This is a genomic window from Streptomyces zhaozhouensis (genome assembly GCF_900230195.1).
In the GTDB taxonomy this organism is placed as follows: domain Bacteria; phylum Actinomycetota; class Actinomycetes; order Streptomycetales; family Streptomycetaceae; genus Streptomyces; species Streptomyces zhaozhouensis.
In genome coordinates, this window is sequence record NZ_OCNE01000002.1 from 57,774 (window position 1) to 79,539 (window position 21,766).

Here is a 21,766-nt window from a genome sequence, read left to right on the forward strand (position 1 = left end):
CGGCCGCTCACAGCCCCGAGTCGGGGGTGCGGACCAGGATGCGGCGGCAGTTCTCGCAGCGCACCACGGTATCGGGGGCGGCGGCGCGCACCTCGTTCAGCTCCGTGATGTTCAGCTCCAGGCGGCAGCCCTCGCAACGGCGCTGGTAGAGCCGGGCGGCGCCGACGCCGCCCTGCTGCTCGCGCAGCTTCTCGTAGAGCTTGAGCAGGTCGGCGGGGACCGCCTCGACCGTGACGGAACGGTCGGAGCGGACGGCGGCGACCTCGGCGTCGATCTCGGCGAGCGCGGCGTCCCTGCGGGTGACGACCTCGGCGGCGACGTTCTGGAGTCCTTCGAGGGCGGCGGCCAGCTCCTTGGCGCGGGCCTGGGCGCTCTCGTGGCGTTCCATGATCTCCAGGACGACGGTCTCCAGGTCGTCCTGGCGCTTGGCGAGGGAGGCGATCTCGCTCTGGAGCGACTCCAGGTCCCTGGGGTTGGTGACCTGTCCGGAGTCCAGGCGCTGCTGGTCGCGGGCGGCGCGCTGGCGGACCTGGTCGACGTCCTGCTCGGCCTTGGTCTGCTCGCGCGCGGTGTCACCCTCCTCGGTCTGGGCGGCCACCAGCAGGTCGCGCTGCTGGACGATCTGGCTCTCGACCGTGCGGATCTCCGCGTGCTCGGGGAGGTGGTCACGGCGGTGGGCGAGCTGGGTGAGCCGGAGGTCCAGAGCCTGGACGTCCAGCAGACGCAGCTGGTCGGCGGGCGCGGCGTTCAGTTCGGGGCTCCTGGGGTGGACGAAGGGAGTTGGACGGTCCAGGGGTCCGTCACCAGGCGCGATACCTCGGTGCGCAGACCCCAGCCATGCCGCTCGGAGGCGGCGTCGAGTTGGGCCGCCGCCTGCTGGCACCAGGGCCACTCGGTGGCCCAGTGCGCGGCGTCCAGCAGCGCCAACGGGGAGTGCTCCGTGGCCTCGGACGCGGGGTGGTGACGCAGGTCGGCGGTGAGGAAGGCGTCCACGCCCGCGGCGCGGACCTCGGCGAAGAGGCTGTCGCCGGAGCCGCCGCAGACGGCGACGGTGCGGACGAGGCGGTCGGGGTCGCCGGAGACACGGATGCCCTGGGCGGTGCCGGGCAGTCGGGCCGCGGCCAGCTCGCCGAGGGCGCGCAGGGTCAACGGGGCCTCGGGCTCGGCGATTCGGCCCAGGCCGCGCCGGCCGGCGGGGTCGTCGGGGGCGGGGACCAGGGGGCCGGTGACCCGCAGCCCGAGGGCGTCGGCCAGGGCGTCGGAGACACCGGGGTCGGCGCGGTCGGCGTTGGTGTGGGCGACGTGCAGCGCGATCCCGTGGCGGATCAGGGTGTGCACGAAGCGGCCCTTGAAGGTGTCGGCGGCGACGGTGGTGGTGCCGCGCAGATAGAGCGGGTGGTGGGTCACCAGCAGTTGGGCGCCGGTGGCGACCGCCTCCTCGGCGACCTCCTGGACGGGGTCGACGGCGAAGAGCACGCGGGCGACCTCGGCGTCCGGGTCTCCGCAGACCAGGCCCACGGCGTCCCACTGCTCGGCCCAGGCGCGGGGCCATAGGGTGTCGAGCGTGGTGATCACATCGGAGAGTACGGGCACGCGCCCAGGCTACCTGCCTCGCGGCCTCGGGAAACCGCCTCCGCGAGGTTGGCCCCCGAGCCCGGGACACGGGCCCGACGGGGGCCGGGGGCGAGGGGGTTGGGCGCCCTCGGCCGCCGCGGGGGCGGCCCGGGCGGGGTGCCGGGCGGCGGCGCACGGGGGGCGGGGAGCGAGGGGAACGCGCCCCGGGGTCCCGGGCCCCGGGGGTGAGGTCAACGGTGACGGATGTCGATCCCTCGTGAGTGTGAGAACCGAACGCGCTGGTGAGGCCGCCGCCCGGGGCGCCGGTGGCGGCGTGATGCGGCAAGTCCCGTGGCGGGCCGGGCGATCGGCCCTACCGTCGAGGGTGCGCGCGGCGCGCGTGACACCGGCTTCCGTTCGGCGCGCGCCGTCGCCGACCGGACGGGACCGGACGGTCGGACCGCTCCAGACGGAGGTGAGCAACGGATGATGGGCCAGGCCCAGGGGCCGGGGCCGTTGACCATCGCGGCCGACGGCTCCTACGCGGCGCGACTGGTCGCCCGTGGCCAGGGCGGCTGGTGCCCGGAGCGCTGGACGTTGGACAGCCCGGAGCCGTACGCGGTGCTGCTGCCGGCGGCGCAGCCGGAGGAGCGGGACAGTCCGCTGGTGCCGCTGGCCGACGGGCGGGTGCTCATCGGGCGCCGCACGGAGGGGCGTTACCACTTCTCGCTGCTGTACCCCTCGACGCCGGACACGGGTGAGTTGGCGCTGGGTGCCGTGGAGTGCGAGCGGCTCACGCTGCTGCCGCCGGCGCCCGACGGGGCGCGCGTCTACGCGCTCGCGCCGCAGCCGGGTGAGGGGGGCGGGACGGCGCTCTGGCTGGTGTGCGGGGGCGCGTTCGGGCCCGAGTTGGTGACGGTGATCGCCGGCGGCTGTTCTGGCGGGGCGTGGCTGGACGGCGCGGGTCGGCTGCTCGCGGTCAACCGCGTCGACGCCTCCGGGCGGACCCGAGCGGTCACGGTGGACGTCGAACACGGCGGCGAGCCGACGGAGTTGCTGCGGATCGCGGAGGACAGCGACGACCGGCTGCTGCTGGCGGACCACGACAGCGGGCTGCTGCTGGTGCTCTCGGACGCGCCGGGCAGCGAACGGATCGGCTGGGGCGTGCTGGGCAGCCATCGGCCGGTGCGCTTCCCGGAGAGCCTGCACCAGCCGGGGGTGCGGATGGCGCCGTTCGCGGTGCAGCCGGGGCAGGTGCTAATGCCGGAGCAGTGCGGCGTCGCCCTGCGGATGACCACGGCGGACGCCGAGTGGGTGGCGGTGTGGCGGCCGCAGCAGAGGGAGTTGAGCCATCTGGCGGCGCCGGCCGGCTGGTTGGCGGGGACCGGGCGGCTGACGGTCCACGGCGATCTGCTGCTGCCGTACGTCACCCCGCAGGTGCCGTGCGGGGTGGCCACCGTGCCCGTTCCGTTGGCGCCGGGGCCGGTCAGGGTCCCCGCACCGGCTCCCGCGCCCGTGCCCGTGCCCGTGGAGACGGTGCCGGAGACCGCGGCGGAAACGACGGCGGAGACCGTGGCGACGACCGGGACGGCGACGGCGCCCGCGCCGGTCCACGCCCCGGCGCCCGAGCCGGCGCGGGCGCCGGGGAACGCGCCGGAGCCCGAGCCGGGGCCCGAGCCGGTGGAACGCGCCGTCGAGGCCGAGCCGCTGCACGAGCCGGCGCCAGGCAACGAGTCGCACGCCCCGGCCACCCCCCGTGAGGACGTGCCGCCCCGCCCGGCGCCCCAGCCGGAACCCGCGCCCGGGGCGACGGAGTTCGCGCCCTCCGGGGACGACGCCGAGGAGGCCGACGCGCCGCCGCCCAGGATCGAGGCGACGGGCCCGGCCGCCCCGCCGGTCGAGACCTCGGCGCCGACCGGGGTGACCCGGCCGGTGCCGCTCCAGGAGGCGCCGTTGGCCCGCACCCGCTGAGGACGGGCGACGCGCTCCACCCGGCCCCCCTTGCGGGTCGGGTGGGGCGATGGGGCAGCATGTGGGAGGTTCGGACACAGGTGCCACAGGGGGAAGAGGACGTGGGCGAGGACGTGGGCGGGGTGCGTGAGCCCGCGCCGGAGGTGCTCGCCGCCTTCGAGGCGGCCAGGGGCTTCATGCCCCGGGACGAGGGGCTGGCGTTGCACGCCGCCGCCGTCGAGGCCGCCGGGCTCGGCCTGCCGCTGCTGGAGATCGGCAGCTACTGCGGGCGTTCCACCCTGCTGCTGGCCGACGCCGCGCGCGCCGTCGGCACCGTCGTCGTCACCGTGGACCACCACCGGGGCAGCGAGGAACAGCAGCCGGGTCAGGAGTACTCCGACCCCGAGCTGGTCGACCCCGAGCGCCCCGACCGGATGGACACCCTGCCGCACTTCCGCCGGACGCTGGCCGCCTCGGGACTGGAGCCGCACGTGGTCGCCGCGGTCGGCGCCTCCCCCGTGGTGGCACGGGCCTTCGGCGGCAACGGCGGCGGCCTCTTCGGTCTGGTCTTCGTCGACGGCGGCCACACCGAGGAGCACGCGCGGGCGGACTACGACGGCTGGGTGCCCTCACTCGCCGTCGGCGGGCTGCTGGTGATCCACGACGTGTTCCCCGACCCGGCGGACGGCGGCCAGGCGCCCTACCACCTGTGGACCCGGGCCCTGGCCAGCGGCGCGTTCGCCGAGGTCGGCCGGGAGCGCTCGCTGCGCGTGCTCAGACGGGTCGCCCCCGGGCACTGAACAGGCGGGCCGCGCACGGCGAAACACCCCGACAGGTCACAACAGCATCACAAGCGTGTCGCCTGGGAAACAGGAAACCCCTCCCGGACACCCCGGTCCCGGTTCATCCGTACGATGGGCGGGCCCGGCCCGACCGAAACGACCAAGATGACGAGAACGACTAAGGATCTGACGTGAACAACCGCTCCCTCTCCCGAGGCGACGCCGGAGTGATCGGAGCAGCGGTCCTGCTCTTGATCTTCTCGTTCCTCGACGCCCGCACCTTTGAACAGCAAGGCTATTCCGCCTCGGAGAACGCCTGGTCGGCCGACTTCTTCCCGCTGCTGCCCTCGGTCTTCCTGGCCGGCATCATCGGCGCCGGGCTCATCGTGGGCTCCCGCTTCATGGCGCAGCCGGTCGCCGACAAGGAGTTCCTCGGGCTGAAGCTCAACCAGTGGGGCATCGCCCTCTCGGTGACCTCGGCGTGGGCCGCTCTCTGGTCGCTGATCGGCGGGCCCGAGGGGCTCGACAACGGCATCGGGCTGATCCTCGGCACCCTCGCCGCCCTCGCGCTGGCCGGCCTGGCCGCCGCCACCCCGATGGTGCCCGCGCTCCAGGCGCCGTTGACCAGCTCCACCCCGAGCCAGCCGGGCGCCCCGGGTGCCCCCGGCGCCCCGTACGGCGGGATGCAGCAGCAGGGCTACGGCTACCCCGGCGCCCAGCAGCAGCAGCCGCCGCAGCCGGGCGGCTACGGCCAGCCCGCCCCGCAGCAGCAGCAGCCGCAGCCGGGTGGCCCCGCCACCCCGCAGCCGGGTGCCGCCGCGCCGGACCCGAACTTCCAGCCGTTCTGGTTCGCCGTGCCGGCCGCCCGGCCGCTGTACGGCGAGGACGGCTCGCCGACGCCGGTCGCCGAGCTGGCCCCCGGCACCTGGTACCTGGCGGTCGAGCAGCGCGGCCAGCAGCTGGTGGCGCAGACCCAGGACGGGCGGCGCGGCGTGCTCCAGGACACCTCGGGCATCCAGCGCGGCTGACGCGCGGGACCGAGGACGGTCGGCAACGGCGGTGGCCCCACCGGGAGCTCCCAGACACGGGAGTCGGGTGGGGCCACCGCCGTCTCGCGTTCGGACGCGTGTGCCGCACCCGAACGCGGCGGTCGCGTCCGAACACATCAGGCGTGGCGGTCGCGGCAGGTCCGGCAGTCCGGCTCCAGGCCCTCCGGCAGGCCGTGGCCGCCGAAGACGGCGGTGGTCGGCGGGTCGCCGAGGAGCGCCGCGACGGCCAGCAGCACCGAGCCCGCCGTCCAGGTGGTGTGCTCCACCGGCCAGTACGCGTCGTCCGCGTAGACATAGCCGGTCCAGTAGCGCCCGTCGGAGGCGCGCAGCCGGCCGATGGCGCGCAGGATCTCGACCGCGCGCTCCTCCTGGCCGACGGACCAGAGGGCGAGGGCCAGTTCCGCGCTCTCCCCGCCGGTGACCCACGGGTTCTCCCGGACGCAGCGCACCCCGAACCCGGGCACCACGAACTCGTCCCAGCGCGCCGCGAGCCGTTCCGCCGCCGCCTCGCCGCGCACCGCGCCGGCCAGCACCGGGTAGTACCAGTCCATGGAGTAGCGGGACTTGTCGAGGAACAACTCCGGGTGCGCGCGCACCGCGTGGCCGAGCCGGCCGGTCGCGACCTCCCAGTCGGGCTGCGCCTCGCCGACGCGCTCGGCCAGCGCCAGCGCGCAGCGCAGCGCCTGGTAACCGGAGGCCGAGCCGGTCAGCAGCGCGTCCGGCACCGCCTGGCCGTTCGCCTCGCGCCGCCAGCCGAGCTGGCCGCCGTCCCGTTGCAGCCCGAGGACGAACGCGACGGCCGCCCGCACCGTCGGCCACATCCGTCGCAGGAACGCGTCGTCCCCGGTGGCCAGGTGGTGGTGGAGCACGCCGACCGCCGGGTAGGCGCAGAAGTTGCTCTCCCGGCCCAGGTCGGTGGGGCGCCCGGGATCTCCCTCGGCGTAGGCGGCGTACCAGGAGCCGTCGGCGTTCTGGTGGTCGGCCAGCCAGTGGTAGGCGGCGGCGGCGCGCGCGTGTTCGCCGGCGGTGTCCAGCGCCATGGCGGCCTCGACGTGGTCCCAGGGGTCGAGGTGGTGGCCGTCGAACCAGGGGATGGCGCCGTCCGGGCGCTGCCTGGCGGCGATCCAGTCGACGGTCGCGCGGGCCTCGTGCGCGGTCAGCACGCCGGGCAGCGCGAGCCGGCCGGCGTGCTCGGCGGGCCGGCCGGTGTGCTCAGGAGTCGGCACGGGCCGCGTCCTTCGCCGCGCTCCGCCGGGGGGTGTGCGGCTTGGTGGCGTAGGCGACGAAGCTCTTGCCGAGCACGGGGTCGAGCAGCCGCTCGGCGACCCGGGTGGCGGCCGGCTTCTTCATCAGGTCCCAGACCAGCAGCTTGTGGTAGGCGCGCACGGGGAGCGCGCGTGCGTTGTCCACGCCCATCGCGCACTTGAGCCACCAGTAGGGCGAGTGCAGCGCGTGGGCGTGGTGGGTGCCGTAGGGGCGCAGACCGGCCTCGCGGACGCGGGCGAGGAGCTGGTCGGCGCGGTAGATCCGGATGTGGCCGCCCTCCACCTCGTGGTAGGCGTCGCTCAACGCCCAGCAGACCCGTTCCGGCCCGTAGCGCGGCACGGTGACCGCGATCCGGCCGCCGGGGCGCAGCACGCGGACGGCCTCGGCCAGCAGACCCTTGTCGTCGGGGACGTGCTCCATCACCTCGGAGACGATCACCGCGTCGAAGCTGTCGTCGGGGAACGGCAGGGCCAGCGCGTCGCCCTCGACGGCGACGGCCGCCGCTCCCGTCGGCGCCTCGCCCGCCTCGCCCATCGCGGCCAGCCAGCCGGCGACTTGGCGCACCTCTTCTCCGTCGCGGTCCAGCGCGACCACGCGCGCGCCGCGCCGGTAGCACTCGAAGGCGTGCCTGCCGGCGCCGCAGCCCAGGTCCAGGACGCGGTCGCCCGGGGCTATCGGGAAGCGGGTGAAGTCCACGGTCAGCACGTGGTCGGCCCTTTCGTCGTTCCTTCGCGGGGGTTCTGCCGGCCTTCGCGGGGTTCTGCCCCCGGGCGGTCGGCGGCCGGCGGTCGGCGGTCGGCGCTCGGCGGTCGGCCGGTTCAGCGGGGAGGGGGTGTGCCGCGGCGCCGGCCGTGGACGGCGACGGCGGCGCGGTAGTGCTCGGCGGTGGCGCGCGCGGTGTGCCGCCAGGTGAACCGCCCGAGGACCCGTTCCAGCGCGGCGGCGGCGAGGCGTTCGCGGAGCGGGGCGTCGTCGAGCAGCCGGCCGAGCGCGACAGCAAGCGCGCCGGCGTCGCCGGGCTCCACGGCCAGGCAGGTCTCGCCGTCCGGGCCGGTGACCTCGGGAATCGCGCCGCCGGTGGTGGCGACCAGCGGGGTGCCCGCGGCCATGGCCTCGGCGGCCGGCAGGCAGAAACCCTCGTAGAGGGAGGGGACGCAGGCGAGTTGGGCGCCGCGCACCAGGTCGGCCAGCTCGTCGTCGCTGACGCCCTTGACGAACGAGACGGCGCCGCCCAGGCCGAAACGTTCCAGCGCCTGGTGGACGGGGCCGGCGGCCGGGCGGTTGCCGACCACCACCAGGTGCGCCTCCGGGTGCTCGGTGCGCAGCTTGGCCAGCGCCTCCACCAGATACACCAGGCCCTTGAGCGGGGCGTCGGCGCTGGAGGTGGTGACGATCCGGCCCGGCACCCTGGGCACCGAGGGGTCGGGGTGGAAGACCCGGGTGTCGGCACCGATCGGCACCACGGAGACCCGCTCGGGCGGCACCCGGAAGTCGTCGACGATCTCGCGCCGGGAGGAACCGGAGACGGTGAGCACGTGGGGCAGCCTGCGGGCCACCCGGCCCTGCATCCTGGTGAACGCGTACCAGCGGCGCACCGCGTAACGGCGGCGGCGGTCGCCCGCCGCCGCCAGTTCGAGGCGGCGGTCGACGGTGATGGGATGGTGGATCGTGGTGACCAGCGGCAGCCCGAGGCGTCCGGGGCCCAACAGCCCGTAGCCCAGCGTCTGGTTGTCGTGCACCACGTCGAACTCGTCGACGCGCGCGGCGAGTTCGCGGCGGGCACGGAGGGAGAACGTCAGCGGCTCGGGGAAGCCGCCGGTCCACATGGTGCCGACCTCGACCAGGTCGATCCAGTCCCGGTACTCCTCGCGCCGGGGCGTGCGGAACGGGTCGGGCTGCCGGTACAGGTCCAGGCTGGGCAACTCGCGCAGGGTGACGCCGTCGTCGAGCACGGGGTACGGCTGGGCACCGATCACCTCGACCCGGTGGCCGAGCGCCGCCAGCTCGCGGGAGAGGTGGCGGACGTAGACGCCCTGACCGCCGCAGAAGGGGTTGCCCTTGTAACTGAGCAGGGCGATCCGCAGCGGGCGCTCAGCCCGGGTCTCCGCCACACGCGCCCCCTCCGGTCGACCGCGACCTGGTCCGCGATCCCTGTCGCACCCTCTTCGTACCTACTTCGTACCTACTCGCGGGTACGCACACTACTCGCCCGTCGACGGGTGGTATTGCGGCGGGTGGGGCGATTATCACCCCGCGCGGGAGCCCGGCACCAGGCTGCCTCGGTGCGCTGCCGCGCCGACGCGCTGCCGCGCGCGTGTGCGGGCCCGCGCGCCTGGGCGGGCCCGCGCCTCGCCTGTGCGCGTCCGGCGCTGGGCGCTGGGCGCTCTGGGCGCTGGGCGCCAGGTGCGAACGGTGCCGGGCGGCGGGCGGCGGGTGTTGGCCGCTGGGCGCTGGGCGCCGCGTTGGCGGCAGGCGCCAGAGACGGTGCCGGGCACCGGGCACCGGGCACCGGGCACCGGGCACCGGGCACCGGGCACCGGGCACCGGGCACCGGGCACCGGGCACAACGGCCGCCAGGTGGAACGGCAACGCCCGCCAGAAACGGTGCCGGCCACCGGGCCGAACGGCGAGGCCGACCGAAGACCGTGACCGGCACCGGGCACAACGGCCGCCAGGCGGAACGGCAACGCCCGCCAGAAACGGTGCCGACCACCGGGCCGAACGGCGAGGCCGACCGAAGACCGTGACCGGCACCGGGCACAACGGCCGCCGGAGACCGTGACGGTCACGGGGCACGGTGACGGTGCCGGGCACCGGGTCGAACGGTGACCTGCGGCCGGGGGCACCGTGCCGGGCACCGGGCACGGTGACGCCACCGGGTCGAACGGTGACGCCCGCCCGAGACGGTGACGGTCGCCGGGTCGAACGGTGGGGCCGGTCGGGGACCGTGCCTGGCGCCGTCCCGGCAGCGTGGGGGCCTGCGGCCGGGGGCGCGGGGGGCGAGGCCGTTAGAGTGAGCCCGATCAGTTCACTCACGAGCGGGGGAAGCCGGTGCGAGTCCGGCGCTGACCCGCAGCCGTGATCGCGCCGCCCGCCGGGCCGCGCGTGAGCCGGAACGCCCGCCGTGAAGGGCACTGGCCACGGTCGCCGGACGGCGACCGGCACCGTCGAGGAGTACGGCGTCGCGCCCGTGCCGTCGGGCGCCGTGCGCGCCGGGCGGCGATCGCGTCGTCGGCCGGCACAGCGAAAGGCTTCCGCGTGTTCTTCCCCCGCAGCCCGCTCAGGGGCGCGCCGCGTGGCGCGGCCTCCGACCCCGCCACGGCGCGCGCGACGGCGCGCGACAAGGACTCGCGCCCCGCGTTCCCACCAGCGACGGTGCGCGCGCCGGCGTGGACAACGCGAGCCGCGCTGGTCGCGGTGGCCTCGCTGACCGGGACGGTCGCGCTGGCACCGGCGGTCGTCGCCGACGAGTCGCCGGCGCCGCCCCCCGCCCAGGCGCCCGAGGGGCTCTTCGGCGACGCCGACCCGCAGTACGACGGGGTCTGGCGGCAGTCCTACGCGCTGCTGGCGCAGCACACGGCCGGCTACACGCCGGGCCAGGAGGCCGTGGACTGGCTGGTCGGCCAGCAGTGCGCCGACGGCTCGTTCCTCTCGTTCCGCGCCGACCCGGAGCAGCCCTGCGCCGATGTCACCGCCTCCGACTCCAACGCGACGGCCCTGGCCGTGCAGGCGCTGGCCGCCGTCGGCGGGCGGCAGGACGCCGTGGACGCCGGGGCGGCCTGGCTCACCGGTGTGCAGAACGAGGACGGCGGCTGGGGGATCAACCCGGGCACGGCGAGCGACGCCAACTCCACCGCCGTGGTGATCGGCGCGCTCGCCGCGTCGGGCCACGACCCGGCCGCCGCCGAGCGCGCCGGCAACTCCCCCTACGCCGCGCTCGGCGCCCTCCAGCTCGGCTGTGAGGCGCCCGACGACCAGCGCGGCGCCTTCGCCTGGCAGCCCGACCCGGAGTCGGGCGACCTGTTCGGCAGCGACATGGCGACCGTCGACGCGGTGCTCGCCGCGTACGGCAGCGGGCTGCTGGTCGACCCGGAGACGCCCGAGGCGCCGGTGACCCCGCTGGACTGCGGGGGCGGCGACGCCGACGCCGACGCGGAGGACGGGGTGGAGACGGACGGCTCCGCCTCGGAGACGCCGGAGGGGGAGCCGCTCAGCCCGCAGGCGCGGGCCGGCTCGGCGGGCGCCGCGCAGCTGGTCGGGGCGCTGGAGAACGGCGAGAACCACCTTCAGTCCACGCCGCCAGGCGGCGAGCCGCAGCCGGACTTCGCCAGCACCGCGCGGGCGGTGCTGGCGCTGGCTGCCGGCGGCCACGCGCAGGAGGCGACGGCCCCGCTGGAGTGGCTGCGGGCGCACCACGGCGAGTGGGACGGCTACGCCTCCGACCCGACGGCGGTCAGCCTGCTGGTCCTCGCGGCGCACGCGACCGGCGGCACCGGCGAGGACTTCGGCGGCACCGACCTGCTGGAGCAGTTGGGCCGCCTCGGCCCGGCGCCGGACTCGTCGCCGGGCGACGAGGACGGCTCAGGTGAAGGCGACGACGCGGACGGCGGGTCAAGCCCGCTGCCGTGGATCATCGGCATCGGCCTGGTCGCCGGCATCGGCGTCGGCGTGCTGCTCAGCTTCCGCCGCCGGGCGTCGGAGGAAGCCGCCCCGGACGAGACCGCCCCGGACGAGACCGCCCCGGACAAGACCGTGGCTGACGAGGCCGTGGCCGACGAGGCCGCGCCCGGGAACGACGGCTCCGCGGGCTCCGGCGGCGGGAACGCCGAGGGGCCGGGCGAGGGCGGACGGCGGCCCGGACAGCCGTGAGCGGCGGCGGGAACGGGGGGCGGTTCCAGACGGCGTGCGCCACGGTGACCGCGGCGGTCGTCGCCTGGGCCGCGGTGTTCGCCGGCGCGGGCGCCGCGGTCGCCGACGACGGCGCGGAGAACGCCTACCGCTACTGGTCGTTCTGGTCCTGGGAGGCCGACGACGACGGGTGGGTCTACGCGGCCGAGGGGCCGGGCACGTTCCGGCCGGGCGCCGGGGACCTGGTCGGCTTCCGGTTCGGGGTCAGCGGCGAGCGGGACGACCGGCGGGCGCCGCGCGGCGAGGCGACGTTCCCCGAGGTGTGCGGCGCCGAACCGGCCGAGCCGAGCATGGCGCTGGTGCTGGACTTCGGCACCCCCGAGGAGGCGCCGGGCGACGCCGCGCCACCCGAGCCGCGCGCGGAGTGCGTGCCGCTGGCCGAGGGGGCGACCGTGGCCGAGGTGCTGGCCGAGGTCGCGCCGCCGCTCCGCTACGACCAGGCGGGACTGCTGTGCGGGATCGCCGGCTACCCGGTCAGCGGCTGCGGCGAGCCGGTGGACGAGGCGAACGCGGCGGAGGACGACGGCGAGGGCGGCGGATCGGTCGGCGTTCCCCTGCTGGTCGGGGTCGGCGCCGTCGCCCTTCTCGGGCTGGCCGGCTGGGCGCGGGCGCGGCGGCGCGCGGGATGAGCGACGCGGTGGGGCCGGGGGCGGCCGGCGAAGGCCGGCGGGCGCTCGGCTCGTTGCGCGCGCCCGTGGCGCATCGGAGCAACGCCCTGCACGCCGGCGCGTGGTGGCTGTGGGCGCTGGGGCTGGCGACCGCCGCCTCGCGCACCACCAACCCGCTGCTGCTCGGGCTGGTGGTGGCGGTGGCCGGCTACGTGGTGGCGGCGCGCCGCACCGACGCGCCGTGGGCGCGCGCCTTCGGCTTCTTCCTGGCGCTGGGCGCCGTGGTGGTGGCGGTGCGGGTGCTCTTCGCGCTGTTGCTCGGCTCGCCGATCGGCGGCAGCCGGGTGCTGGTGACGCTGCCCGAGGTGCCGCTGCCCGACTGGCTCGCCGGCGTGCGGCTGGGCGGCCGGGTGACGGCGGAGGCGCTGTACTTCGCCTTCTGTGACGGGCTGCGGCTCGCCGCCCTGCTGATCTGTCTGGGCGCGGCCAACGCGCTCGCCGACCCGGGGCGGCTGCTGAAGTCGCTGCCGGGCGCGCTCTACGAGATGGGAGTGGCCGTGGTGGTGGCCATGCAGTTCGCGCCCCGGCTGGTGGCCGACCTGGTGCGGATGCGGACCGCGCAGCGCCTGCGCGGGCGTGCGGATCGCGGTGTGCGCTCCCTGGTGCGGGTGGCGCGCCCTGTGCTGGAGGGGGCGTTGGAGCGTTCGGTGGCGCTGGCCGCCGCGATGGACGCCCGGGGGTACGGGCGCACGGCGGCCGTGCCGCCGGCGGTGCGGCGGGCGACGAACGGGCTGCTGCTCGGCGGGCTGCTGGGCGTCTGCGTCGGCGTCTACGGGCTGCTGTCGGCGGAGGGCGCGGGGTTCGGGCTGCCGCTGCTGCTGGCCGGGGCGGCCTCCGCCGTGGCCGGGCTCTGGCTGGGCGGGCGGCGCAGCCCGCGCACCCGTTACCGCCCGGCCCGTTGGGGCGCGCGGGCCTGGCTGGTCGCCGGCGCGGGCGCCGTCGCGGCCGCCGGCGTGATCGTGGCAGCGCGCGCCGATCCCAGCGCTCTCACGCCCTCGGCGGTGCCGTTGACCGCCCCGACCCTGCCGCTGGGCGCGGCGGCGGCGGTGCTCGTCGGCCTGCTGCCGGCGCTGGTCGCCCCGGTGCCGGCGACAACGGGCGGGCGACGAACGGCCGCGGCGGCCGCGGAACGCGGGGAGGGCGCGGCATGATCCGGTTCTCCTCGGTGTCGGTGCGGTACGGCGAGGACGCGCCGCCGGTGCTCGACGGGGTCGACCTGACGGTGCCGGAGGGTGAGCTGTGCCTGCTCGTCGGGCCCTCGGGGGTCGGGAAGTCCACGCTGCTGGGGACGGTCTCCGGGCTGGTCCCGCACTTCACCGGCGGGACGCTCGGCGGCGAGGTGACGGTGGCCGGCCGGTCGACGGCCGACCATCCGCCGCGTGAGCTGGCCGACGTGGTCGGCACGGTGGGCCAGGACCCCGCCGCACACTTCGTCACCGAGACGGTGGAGGACGAACTCGCCTACGGGATGGAGTCGTTGGGGGTGCCGCCCGACGTGATGCGGCGGCGGGTCGAGGAGACGCTCGACCTGCTGGGCCTCGCGGAGCTGCGCGACCGGCGGCTGGACTCGCTCTCCGGCGGGCAGCGGCAACGGGTCGCGATCGGCTCGGTGCTGACCCCGCACCCCGGGGTGCTGGTCCTCGACGAGCCGACCTCGGCGCTCGACCCGGCGGCGGCCGAGGAGGTGCTCGCGGTGCTGCAGCGGCTGGTGCACGACCTGGGCACCACGGTGCTGCTGGCCGAGCACCGGCTGGAGCGGGTGGTGCAGTACGCGGACTCGGTGCTGCTGCTGCCCGGCTCCGGGCGGGCGCCGGTGCGGGGCGCGCCGGCCGAGGTGCTGGAACGTTCCCCGGTGCGCCCCCCGGTGGTGCGGCTGGCTCAGGTGGCCGGCTGGTCGCCCGTTCCACTCTCGGTGCGGGACGCACGCCGGCGCGCGGCGGGGCTGCGCGAGCGGCTCGCCAGCCGGCGCCCGCCGAGCCCGCGCGCCCCGGCGGCGGGGACCGGCGGGGCGCCGCTGGTCGAGACCGAGGGGCTGGTGGTGCGACGCGGCGGGGTCGACGTGCTGCGCGGCGTCGGGCTGCGGGTGGCCGCCGGCGAGGCCGTGGCGCTGATGGGCCGCAACGGCGCGGGAAAGTCGACCCTGTTGGGCGCGATGGTGGGCCTGCACGCGCCGGCGCGCGGCGCCGTGCGGCTGGCGCCGGCGCCCGACGGCGACGGCCGACCCGTGGTTCCGCACCGCACGGCGCCCGGGGCGCTGCTGCGCCGCGCGGGGCTGGTGCCGCAGGACCCGCGCGATCTGCTCTTCGCCGAGACCGTCGCCGAGGAGTGCGCGACGGCCGACGCCGAGGCGGGCGCCGAGCCAGGGCGCTGCCGGGAGCTGGTGCGCCGGCTGCTGCCCGAGGTGGCGGACGCGACGCACCCCAGGGATCTCTCCGAGGGGCAGCGGCTGGCGCTGGCGCTGGCCGTGGTGCTGGCCGCCGCTCCCCCGCTGCTGCTGCTCGACGAGCCGACCAGGGGCCTGGACTACGCGGCCAAGGACCGGCTGGTCGCGATCCTCGGCGAGCTGGTGTCCGCCGGCCACGGGGTGCTGTTGGCCACGCACGACGTCGAGTTGGCGGCCGAGCTGGCCGACCGCGTCGTGGTGGTCGCCGAGGGCGAGGTGGTGGCCGAGGGGCCGACCGCCCGGGTGGTGACCGGCTCCCCGGCGTTCGCGCCGCAGGTGGCGAAGGTGCTGGCGCCCGAGCCCTGGCTGACCGTGGGCGCGGTCGCCCGCGCCCTCGAAGAGGGGCCGGGCGCCCCGGCGGGGGCGGGGCCGGCGTGAGGGGCACCGGCCCCCGGACGGCGCCGGTGCCGCTGGGCCCGCGCTCGGTCGCCGCGCTGCTGCTGGTCTCGGCGGTGGGCGTGATGGGCTTCGGCTGGCCGCTGCTGGCCGCGCCCGAGTCGGGGCTGGCGCACTCGGCGGACGCGCCGTGGCTCTTCGCGCTGCTGCTGCCGCTGCTGCTCGCGGTGGGGTGGGCGGCGATCGGCGAGTCCGGGCTGGGCGCGAAGTCCGTCGCGATGCTGGGGGTGCTGGCGGCGGCCGCGGCGGCGCTGCGCCCGCTGGGCGCGGGCGCGGCGGGGCTGCAACCGATGTTCTTCCTGCTGGTGTTGGCGGGACGGGTGCTCGGGCCCGGGTTCGGTTTCGTGTTGGGCTCGGTCTCGATGCTGGCCTCCGGGCTGCTCACCGGCGGGGTCGGCCCGTGGCTGCCGTTCCAGATGCTCGCCATGGGCTGGGTCACCATGGGCGCCGGGCTGCTGCCGGGGGCCCGACGGCTGCGTGGACGGGCCGAGTTGGTGCTGGTGGCCGGGTACGGGGCGGTCACCTCGCTGGGGTACGGACTGGTGATGAACCTCCAGGCGTGGCCCTATCTGGCGGGCATGAGCAGCGGCATCTCGTTCGTGCCGGGCGATCCGCTGCCGGAGAACCTGGGCCGCTACCTGACCTATGTGCTGACCACCTCGCTGGGGTGGGACGTGCCCAGGGCCCTGCTGACGGCCGGCCTGGTGCTGCTCTGCGGCGGAACGGTCCTGCGCGCGCTGCGCCGCGCCACGCGGCGGGCGGCCTTCGACGCGGAGGCCCGGTTCACGCCCTCCGGACGACCACCGGCCTAGGTGTGCTGTCCCGGGACGTTGGTGACACCTCCACCGCGCTCCCAAGCCGCCCACCGGCCGAGAAGGGGCGCGGGGAACCGCGCGAACAACCCACCACGGACAGACAGCCGACCACCCGCCCAGCCACGAAGCTCCGTAGTCGCCCAACCCCCGGAGGGACCACCGTTGTCGTGCCGCCCAACCCCCGGAGGGATCACCGGCCGGTGGTCAGGCTCTCCAGGAGTTCCCTGGTGTGCGGGCCGTAGACGCCCTTCGGGTCGTCCGTCACCGCGTAGGCCGACTGGAGGCGGGCGACCGCCTCCCTCGTCGGCGCGTCGTAGCTGCCGTGGGCCGTGCCCCGGTAGACCCAGCGCAGTTCCAGCATCCGTTCCTGGAGTTCGACGACCTCGGGCCCCTCGTCCCCCTCCTTCAGGCTGCCGGACGGGTCCGGTTCGGGGTCGCCGGGGTCCGGGTCGTCGGGGTCCTCCGGGTCCTCGGGGTCGTCCGGCTCCTCAGGCTCGTCGGGCACCGGCGCGGTGGGCGGCGTCGGTGTCGGCTCCGGCCCGGGGCCGGTCGGCGGGGGGTCGGGCCGCTCCGTCGGGGTCGGGTCCGGCTGGGGGGCCTCCCCCGTCGCGTCGGGCTCCGGCTCCTCCGGCGGCGGCTCGGCGCCTTCGCTCCCCTCGGGTGCGGTCTCCGCGCCCTCCTCCGGCGCGGGCGTGTGGCCGTCGCCCTCGCCGGCGGCGCCCTCGCCGGACTCCCCGTTGCCGTCCGGCAACACCAGGCTGGGCACGGGCGGCAGCGCGTCGGAGACGGCGCGGTCGCGGACGGCGCCGTGGAAGAACGAGGCGGCCAGCGCGGCGCTGCCGACCACCGCCGCCACGGCGCCGCCGGCCGCGAGCGAGGCCCGGTTGCGGGAGCGCGGCTTGCGGTGGGAGGGCGCCGGGCGCGCGGCGCCCGCCGGCGCGTCTACCGGCGCGGCGCCAAGCCGTTCCACGCCCCCCACGCGCCGGCGCGCACCGGCCGCGGTCCTCGGACGCTCTTCCTCCAAGGGGAAGAGCGCGACGTCGGCCGGGTCCGGTTCGTGTTGCGGCGGGCCGACGGGACGGGAGAGCGAATGGGTCAGGCAGTCACAACTCGGCTCGCCACTGGGCAGCCACAGGCGGCCGCAGATCAGACAGTCGAGCCGGTCCGTCACCGCGCCTGCCCTCCCGGTCGGTTGGCAGCGATTATGCACCACCCTTATGGGTGAACGTGGGCCAACTTACTGAAGAAGCCTCGCGGGGCAAAAGCCGCCAAACTGGCCGTGGGGCCGCCCGTTCAGGCCCCGGTGAACGCCGCCGCCCACGCCAGGAGGCGCCCATGGCCACGGGGCCGTCCCGCGCCGATTCCGCCATGCCGCCACCCCCCGACAGCCGGGCCCGCGGCCGGCTGCTGTTGTCGATGGGTGCCCTGTTGCTGGGGTTGTTCCTCGCCGCGCTCGACCAGACCATCGTGGCCACCGCGCTGCCCACCATCGTCGGCGACCTGGGGGGTCTCGACCATCTCTCGTGGGTGGTGACGTCCTACCTGCTGGCCGTCACCGCCGGCACGCCGCTGTGGGGGAAGCTCGGCGACACCCACGGCCGCAAGCGTCTCTTCCAACTCGCCATCGTCATCTTCCTGGTGGGTTCCGCGCTGTGCGGACTCGCCCGGAATATGCCAGAGTTGATTGCCTTCCGCTTCCTCCAGGGGCTGGGCGGGGGTGGCCTGATCGTGCTGTCGATGGCGATCGTCGGCGATCTCGTCCCACCGCGCGAACGCGGGCGGTACCAGGGGCTGTTCGGGGCCGTCTTCGGCACGACGAGCGTGTTCGGGCCGCTGCTCGGCGGCCTGTTCGTCGACCATCTCGGCTGGCGCTGGGTCTTCTACATCAACCTGCCGTTCGGCGCGCTCGCCCTGGCCGTCGTGGCGGCCGTGCTGCACATCCCGACCGGCGACCGGCGACACGTGATCGACTACGCGGGCACGGCGCTGATCGCGTCGTTCGCCGCCGGGCTCGTGCTGATCGCCTCGCTCGGCGGGACCAGTTGGCCGTGGCTCTCCTGGCAGACGGCGGGGCTCGTGGTGGTCTCGGTCGGCTGTCTGCTGGGGTTTCTGCGGGTGGAGCGCCGGGCGGAGGAGCCGGTCTTCCCGCTGGGTCTCTTCCGGGTGCGGACGTTCGCGCTCTGCGGGGCGATCTCGTTCGTGATCGGCTTCGCGATGTTCGGGGCGATGACCTATCTGCCGACGTTCATCCAGGTGGTGCACGGCGTCTCGCCGACGCTCTCCGGGGTGCGGCTGCTGCCGATGGTGCTGGGCATCCTGCTCTCCTCGACCCTCTCCGGGCAGCTGATCAGCCGCACCGGCCGCTGGAAGGTCTACCCCGTGGTCGGCACGGCCGTCACCGCCGTCGGGCTGGTGCTGCTGCACACCCTCGACGAGCGCAGCGGCGTGCTGGTGATGAGCCTGTGGTTCGCGGTCTTCGGTCTCGGCCTCGGGCTGGTGCTCCAGGTGATGATCCTGGCGGTGCAGAACGCGGTGGAGTACCGCGACCTGGGGGTGGCCACCTCGGGGGTGACGTTCGCCCGTTCCGTCGGCGCGGCCTTCGGCGTCGCGGCGCTGGGGGCGGTCTTCAACCACCGGCTCGGCGACGAGCTGACGTCGACGCTGCGCGGCGTCGACCTGCCGCCCGAGGTGAGCAGGGAACGGCTGCTGCACGACCCGGAGCAGGTGGGCGCGTTGCCCGCGGCGGCCAGGGAGGGGGTGCTCGGCTCCTACGCGGACGCGATCACCAGCGTCTTCCTCTGGGCGGCGCCGCTGCTGCTGGTGGCGCACGCGTTGGCGTGGGCGCTGCGTGAGGACCCGTTGCGCGGGGGCGTGTTGGCGCACGACATGGGCGAGAGCGTGCCGCCGAGCCCGGTGGAACGCTCCTCGCGCGCAGAGTGCGCCCGCGCGCTCTCAGCGCTCAGCAGCCGCGCGGGCCGGCGCGACCTGTACGCGGGGATCGCCGCGGCCGCCGGAACGGACCTGTCGCCGGCCGGCTGTTGGCTGCTGCTGCGCGTCAGAAGGTACGGCTCGGCGGAACCGGGGCTGCTGGCGGAGCGCGGCGACGTTCCGCTGGAGGTGCTGCTGGACGCGGCGCGGCAGTTGGAGGAGCGGGGGCTGGCCGCGCGTGAGGGGCTGCCGCTGGTGGCCACCGACGCGGGGCGCGAGCTGTCCGAGCGGCTGGCCGCCGCCAGGGAGGACGCGCTCGCCGAGCTGCTCGGGGACTGGTGGGGCCCCCAACGCCCGCGCGACCTGGTCGCGTTGGTCCACGAGCTGAGCGCCGAACTCGGCGGCTCCCGCGCGGAGTGGCCCCGCACCTCGTAGGCCCGCGTGAGACCCGTGGGGCCGCGCAGGCACCCGTGAGTGACCTCGGAAGGGGCGCGGAACACCTCGCGTACGCCCCCTCGCACGCCGGCTCCCGACCGCCGCCACCCGACGCCTGAAGGACTTCTCGGGTGAACGCTGCCGGAACGCGGAGGTAACGCGCCTCTGGTGGGGTGGCGCGACGCGGCCCACGTTTTGTATCCTACGGAAACAAAGTGGCCCCGCCCGATCCCCGACCACCCGGGCGGGACCACTGGCTTTCTCGCCCCCACACGCCAGGCCACTCTCCGAACCGCCCGCAGTGATCCCTCATCGGTCCGCTACCGAAGGACGGCCCCGTTGCGTACGACAGAGACCGTGACAGAGACCGTGGGCGTGTTCAGCGCCCTGCTACTCGACATGGACGGCACCCTCGTCAACTCCGACGCCGCGGTGGAGCGGATCTGGCGGCGCTGGGCCGACGAGCACGGAATGGACTTCGCCCGGGTACTGCCCGTGGTCCACGGCCGCCAGGGCTTCGCCACCATGGCGGAGCTGCTGCCGGACCGGCCGATGGAGGAGAACCTCAGGGAGAACGCGCTGCTGCTCGCCGAGGAGACGACCGATGTCGCGGGCGTCGTCGAGATCCCGGGGGCGACCCGTTTCCTGGCCTCGATCGAGGAGCTGCCGCACGCCCTGGTCACCTCCGCCGACGCGGCGCTGGCCAAGGCGCGGATGACGGCGGCCGGACTGCGGATGCCGGACGTCCAGATCACCGCCGAGTCGGTGCGCGCCAGCAAGCCGGACCCCGAGGGGTTCCTCAAGGGCGCCGCCGCGCTGGGCGTCCACCCCTGGGACTGCGTGGCCCTGGAGGACTCGGCCGCCGGCGTCGAGGCCGCGCTGGCCGCCGGCGCCCGGGTCGTCGGGGTCGGGCCCCGGGCCGCCGCCCTGGAGGCGACGGCCCACGTGGAGACGTTGGAGCAGCTGCGGGTCACCCCCGCGCCGGAAGGCGGCGCCCGGGTCACGATCGCCCGCTGAACGGGCGGCGCCCTCCCCGCGCCCGCGCGCTCAGCCGGTGATCGCCTCGTAGAAGCTGAACGCGGCCAGCGCCACCATGACCACCGCCGCGACGCGGGTGATCACCCGCAGCGGGACCCGCTTCATCAGCGCCGCGCCGCCCAGCACGCCGATCCCGGCCACCGCCCACAGCGCCAGCACGGCGCCCACGGCGACGGAGAGCGGATCGTCGTACCTGGCGGCGAGGTTGGCCGTCATGATCTGCGTCAGGTCGCCGAACTCGGCGACCAGGATCAGCATGAAGCCGCTGCCCGCCACCCGCCAGAACGTGGCACTGCTCGGCGTCCGCGCCGCCTCCGCCGCTTCCTCGTCCTCGCCGTTCTTGGCCGCCTCCCGCAGCAGCAGCACCGCGCCGCCGAGGAAGAGCACGCCGACCACCGCCTGGAGCGGGCGCTGCGGCAGCAGGGTCAGGACGCTGCCCGCCGCCACCGCGAGCGCCACATGGAGGGCGAACGCGGCGGCGATGCCGGCGAAGACGTAGGAGGCGCGGAAGCGGGTGCCGAGGACGAGACCGGCGAGCGCGGTCTTGTCGGGCAGCTCGGCGAGGAAGACGACGCCGAAGACCACGGCTGCCGTCGAGATGTCGAACACGTGGGACCCCAGTAAGGCTCAGGCCGCCGCCCGAGAGCCTCGCGGGGAGCGCTGACCTCGGCACGGCAGCGTCAACTGACACTGTCGGCCGAAGGTCTCGCCGCGGCACGGCCTCGCGGCCGCGATCCGCCCCGGGCGCCGGGCCGCGCCGCTGGTGGCGGCGGGCCAGTGTGTCGAACGCACCGGCGTAGAGCTACTCCCCTTCAGTGCCCCCCAGCCTACCGGCCCCGGCGTCGGACGGCCGCGCCGGGATCGGGGGCGCCGGCAGGGTCTCGGCCTCCGCCGTGGCGGAGACGGGGACGCCCCGGAACGGGACGGTGAAGCAGGCCACCCGCGCGCCCGCGTCCCCCGGCGTCCCGTGGTGGCCGCGGGAGGTGGCGTGCTCGTGGACGACCACGGAGTTGGCCTCGCCCGCGCGGAAGTACCAGTCCTGCCGGGCGGTGGCCGCGCCGGCGCCCTCGCCGTCGGCGGTGAGGTCGAGCCAGACCTCGTTGGACGGGTTGGCGGCCCCCGGCCGGTCGCTGGGCTCGTGCTGGTAGTGCGGGCCGGAGTCGGCGGGGTCGGGGCCGCAGGGCTCGGTGTGCACATGGGTGCCGTAGGTGTGCCCCGGGACGAGGCCGTCGACGCGCAGCTCGACCCGGGTGCGGCCGTCGCCGACCCACTGCACGACCTCGACGGTCGCGCCCGCCGCGACCAGCTCCTCGTCGTAGGTGACGGCGTCCGTGCCGCCCGCGCCGACCGGGGCGAACTCCCCCACGAACAGCCAGCCCTGCGCGACCTCACGCCCGACGCCCTCCGGCTGCCCGGCGCGCTCGGCCGCGAGCGCCGTCCCCCCGGTGCTCGCCAACGCGGCGAGCAGCGCCGCCAGTCCTCGGGTGACCAGTGATCCCATCGCGTTGCTCCCTGTCGGTCGAGCTGTCGGTTG

General features: G+C 76.2%; 18 protein-coding genes and 1 riboswitch. Of the genes, 10 read left to right on the top strand and 8 right to left on the bottom strand.

Annotation, left to right across the window (positions count from 1 at the left end):
- Nucleotides 1-7: 7 nt before the first annotated feature.
- Together CRP51_RS03450 and CRP51_RS03455 are read right to left on the bottom strand one after the other, a co-directional pair.
- Nucleotides 8-751 carry a zinc ribbon domain-containing protein gene (locus tag CRP51_RS03450; RefSeq protein WP_212615830.1) on the bottom strand — a complete coding sequence of 248 codons (744 nt, stop codon included), beginning with the start codon at nt 749-751 and terminating at the stop codon, nt 8-10.
- A complete protein-coding gene (locus tag CRP51_RS03455; RefSeq protein WP_097229476.1) occupies nt 748-1,593 on the bottom strand; it encodes a Nif3-like dinuclear metal center hexameric protein in 846 nt (281 codons plus the stop codon). The genes CRP51_RS03450 and CRP51_RS03455 overlap by 4 nt, the downstream gene beginning before the upstream one ends.
- A gap of 447 nt (nt 1,594-2,040) precedes the next feature.
- On the opposite strand from CRP51_RS03455, the gene CRP51_RS03460 reads away from it, so the two are divergent.
- From CRP51_RS03460 to CRP51_RS03470, 3 genes are all read left to right on the top strand, one after another.
- Nucleotides 2,041-3,525, top strand: coding sequence for a hypothetical protein (locus CRP51_RS03460; RefSeq protein ID WP_097229477.1), 1,485 nt, complete (start codon nt 2,041-2,043; stop codon nt 3,523-3,525).
- A 176-nt stretch (nt 3,526-3,701) separates the two neighbouring features.
- A complete protein-coding gene (locus CRP51_RS03465; protein WP_245880388.1) occupies nt 3,702-4,304 on the top strand; it encodes a class I SAM-dependent methyltransferase in 603 nt (200 codons plus the stop codon).
- Nucleotides 4,305-4,477: 173 nt separating this feature from the next.
- Nucleotides 4,478-5,314: a DUF5336 domain-containing protein gene (locus CRP51_RS03470; RefSeq protein WP_097229479.1), complete on the top strand. Its 837-nt coding sequence runs from the start codon at nt 4,478-4,480 to the stop codon at nt 5,312-5,314.
- 137 nt (nt 5,315-5,451) lie between these two features.
- On the opposite strand, the gene CRP51_RS03475 is transcribed toward CRP51_RS03470, so the two are convergent.
- The 3 genes from CRP51_RS03475 to CRP51_RS03485 form a co-directional block, all read right to left on the bottom strand.
- Entirely contained in the window at nt 5,452-6,498 is a 1,047-nt protein-coding gene (locus tag CRP51_RS03475) for a prenyltransferase/squalene oxidase repeat-containing protein (protein ID WP_097229870.1), read from the bottom strand.
- Between the two features lie 49 nt (nt 6,499-6,547).
- Nucleotides 6,548-7,306, bottom strand: coding sequence for a class I SAM-dependent methyltransferase (locus CRP51_RS03480; RefSeq protein ID WP_097229480.1), 759 nt, complete (start codon nt 7,304-7,306; stop codon nt 6,548-6,550).
- Between the two features lie 113 nt (nt 7,307-7,419).
- Nucleotides 7,420-8,712, bottom strand: a complete 1,293-nt coding sequence (locus tag CRP51_RS03485; protein ID WP_097229481.1) for a glycosyltransferase family 4 protein — start codon at nt 8,710-8,712, stop codon at nt 7,420-7,422.
- 897 nt (nt 8,713-9,609) lie between these two features.
- Nucleotides 9,610-9,742: riboswitch (cobalamin riboswitch) on the top strand.
- Between the two features lie 117 nt (nt 9,743-9,859).
- Here CRP51_RS03485 and CRP51_RS03495 point away from each other — a divergent pair.
- From CRP51_RS03495 to CRP51_RS03515, 5 genes are read left to right on the top strand one after another with little or no spacing between them, the layout of a single operon-like run.
- On the top strand, nt 9,860-11,470 hold the full coding sequence (locus CRP51_RS03495) for an SCO2321 family membrane protein (protein ID WP_245880347.1): 1,611 nt from the start codon (nt 9,860-9,862) through the stop codon (nt 11,468-11,470).
- Nucleotides 11,471-11,514: 44 nt separating this feature from the next.
- Nucleotides 11,515-12,138, top strand: coding sequence for an SCO2322 family protein (locus CRP51_RS03500; protein WP_141514536.1), 624 nt, complete (start codon nt 11,515-11,517; stop codon nt 12,136-12,138).
- Nucleotides 12,135-13,328, top strand: coding sequence for an energy-coupling factor transporter transmembrane component T (locus tag CRP51_RS03505; RefSeq protein WP_097229484.1), 1,194 nt, complete (start codon nt 12,135-12,137; stop codon nt 13,326-13,328). The genes CRP51_RS03500 and CRP51_RS03505 overlap by 4 nt, the downstream gene beginning before the upstream one ends.
- On the top strand, nt 13,325-14,998 hold the full coding sequence (locus CRP51_RS03510) for an ABC transporter ATP-binding protein (RefSeq protein WP_097229485.1): 1,674 nt from the start codon (nt 13,325-13,327) through the stop codon (nt 14,996-14,998). Before CRP51_RS03505 ends, CRP51_RS03510 begins: the two co-directional genes overlap by 4 nt.
- Nucleotides 14,995-15,828 carry an ECF transporter S component gene (locus tag CRP51_RS03515; protein WP_245880348.1) on the top strand — a complete coding sequence of 278 codons (834 nt, stop codon included), beginning with the start codon at nt 14,995-14,997 and terminating at the stop codon, nt 15,826-15,828. The genes CRP51_RS03510 and CRP51_RS03515 overlap by 4 nt, the downstream gene beginning before the upstream one ends.
- Nucleotides 15,829-16,021: 193 nt before the next feature.
- Here the strand turns inward: CRP51_RS03515 and CRP51_RS28425 are convergent, their stop codons facing one another.
- Nucleotides 16,022-16,801, bottom strand: coding sequence for a peptidoglycan-binding protein (locus tag CRP51_RS28425; RefSeq protein WP_170970422.1), 780 nt, complete (start codon nt 16,799-16,801; stop codon nt 16,022-16,024).
- A gap of 365 nt (nt 16,802-17,166) precedes the next feature.
- Here CRP51_RS28425 and CRP51_RS03525 point away from each other — a divergent pair, with 365 nt between their 5' ends.
- Entirely contained in the window at nt 17,167-19,194 is a 2,028-nt protein-coding gene (locus tag CRP51_RS03525) for an MDR family MFS transporter (RefSeq protein ID WP_170970423.1), read from the top strand.
- A 399-nt stretch (nt 19,195-19,593) separates the two neighbouring features.
- Nucleotides 19,594-20,211, top strand: coding sequence for an HAD-IA family hydrolase (locus CRP51_RS03530; protein WP_097229874.1), 618 nt, complete (start codon nt 19,594-19,596; stop codon nt 20,209-20,211).
- A gap of 30 nt (nt 20,212-20,241) precedes the next feature.
- On the opposite strand, the gene CRP51_RS03535 is transcribed toward CRP51_RS03530, so the two are convergent.
- Together CRP51_RS03535 and CRP51_RS03540 are read right to left on the bottom strand one after the other, a co-directional pair.
- Nucleotides 20,242-20,841 (bottom strand): TMEM165/GDT1 family protein, encoded by a 600-nt coding sequence (locus CRP51_RS03535; RefSeq protein ID WP_097229487.1) that lies wholly within the window; start codon nt 20,839-20,841, stop codon nt 20,242-20,244.
- Nucleotides 20,842-21,034: 193 nt separating this feature from the next.
- On the bottom strand, nt 21,035-21,733 hold the full coding sequence (locus CRP51_RS03540; protein ID WP_097229488.1) for a superoxide dismutase family protein: 699 nt from the start codon (nt 21,731-21,733) through the stop codon (nt 21,035-21,037).
- Nucleotides 21,734-21,766 lie beyond the last annotated feature (33 nt).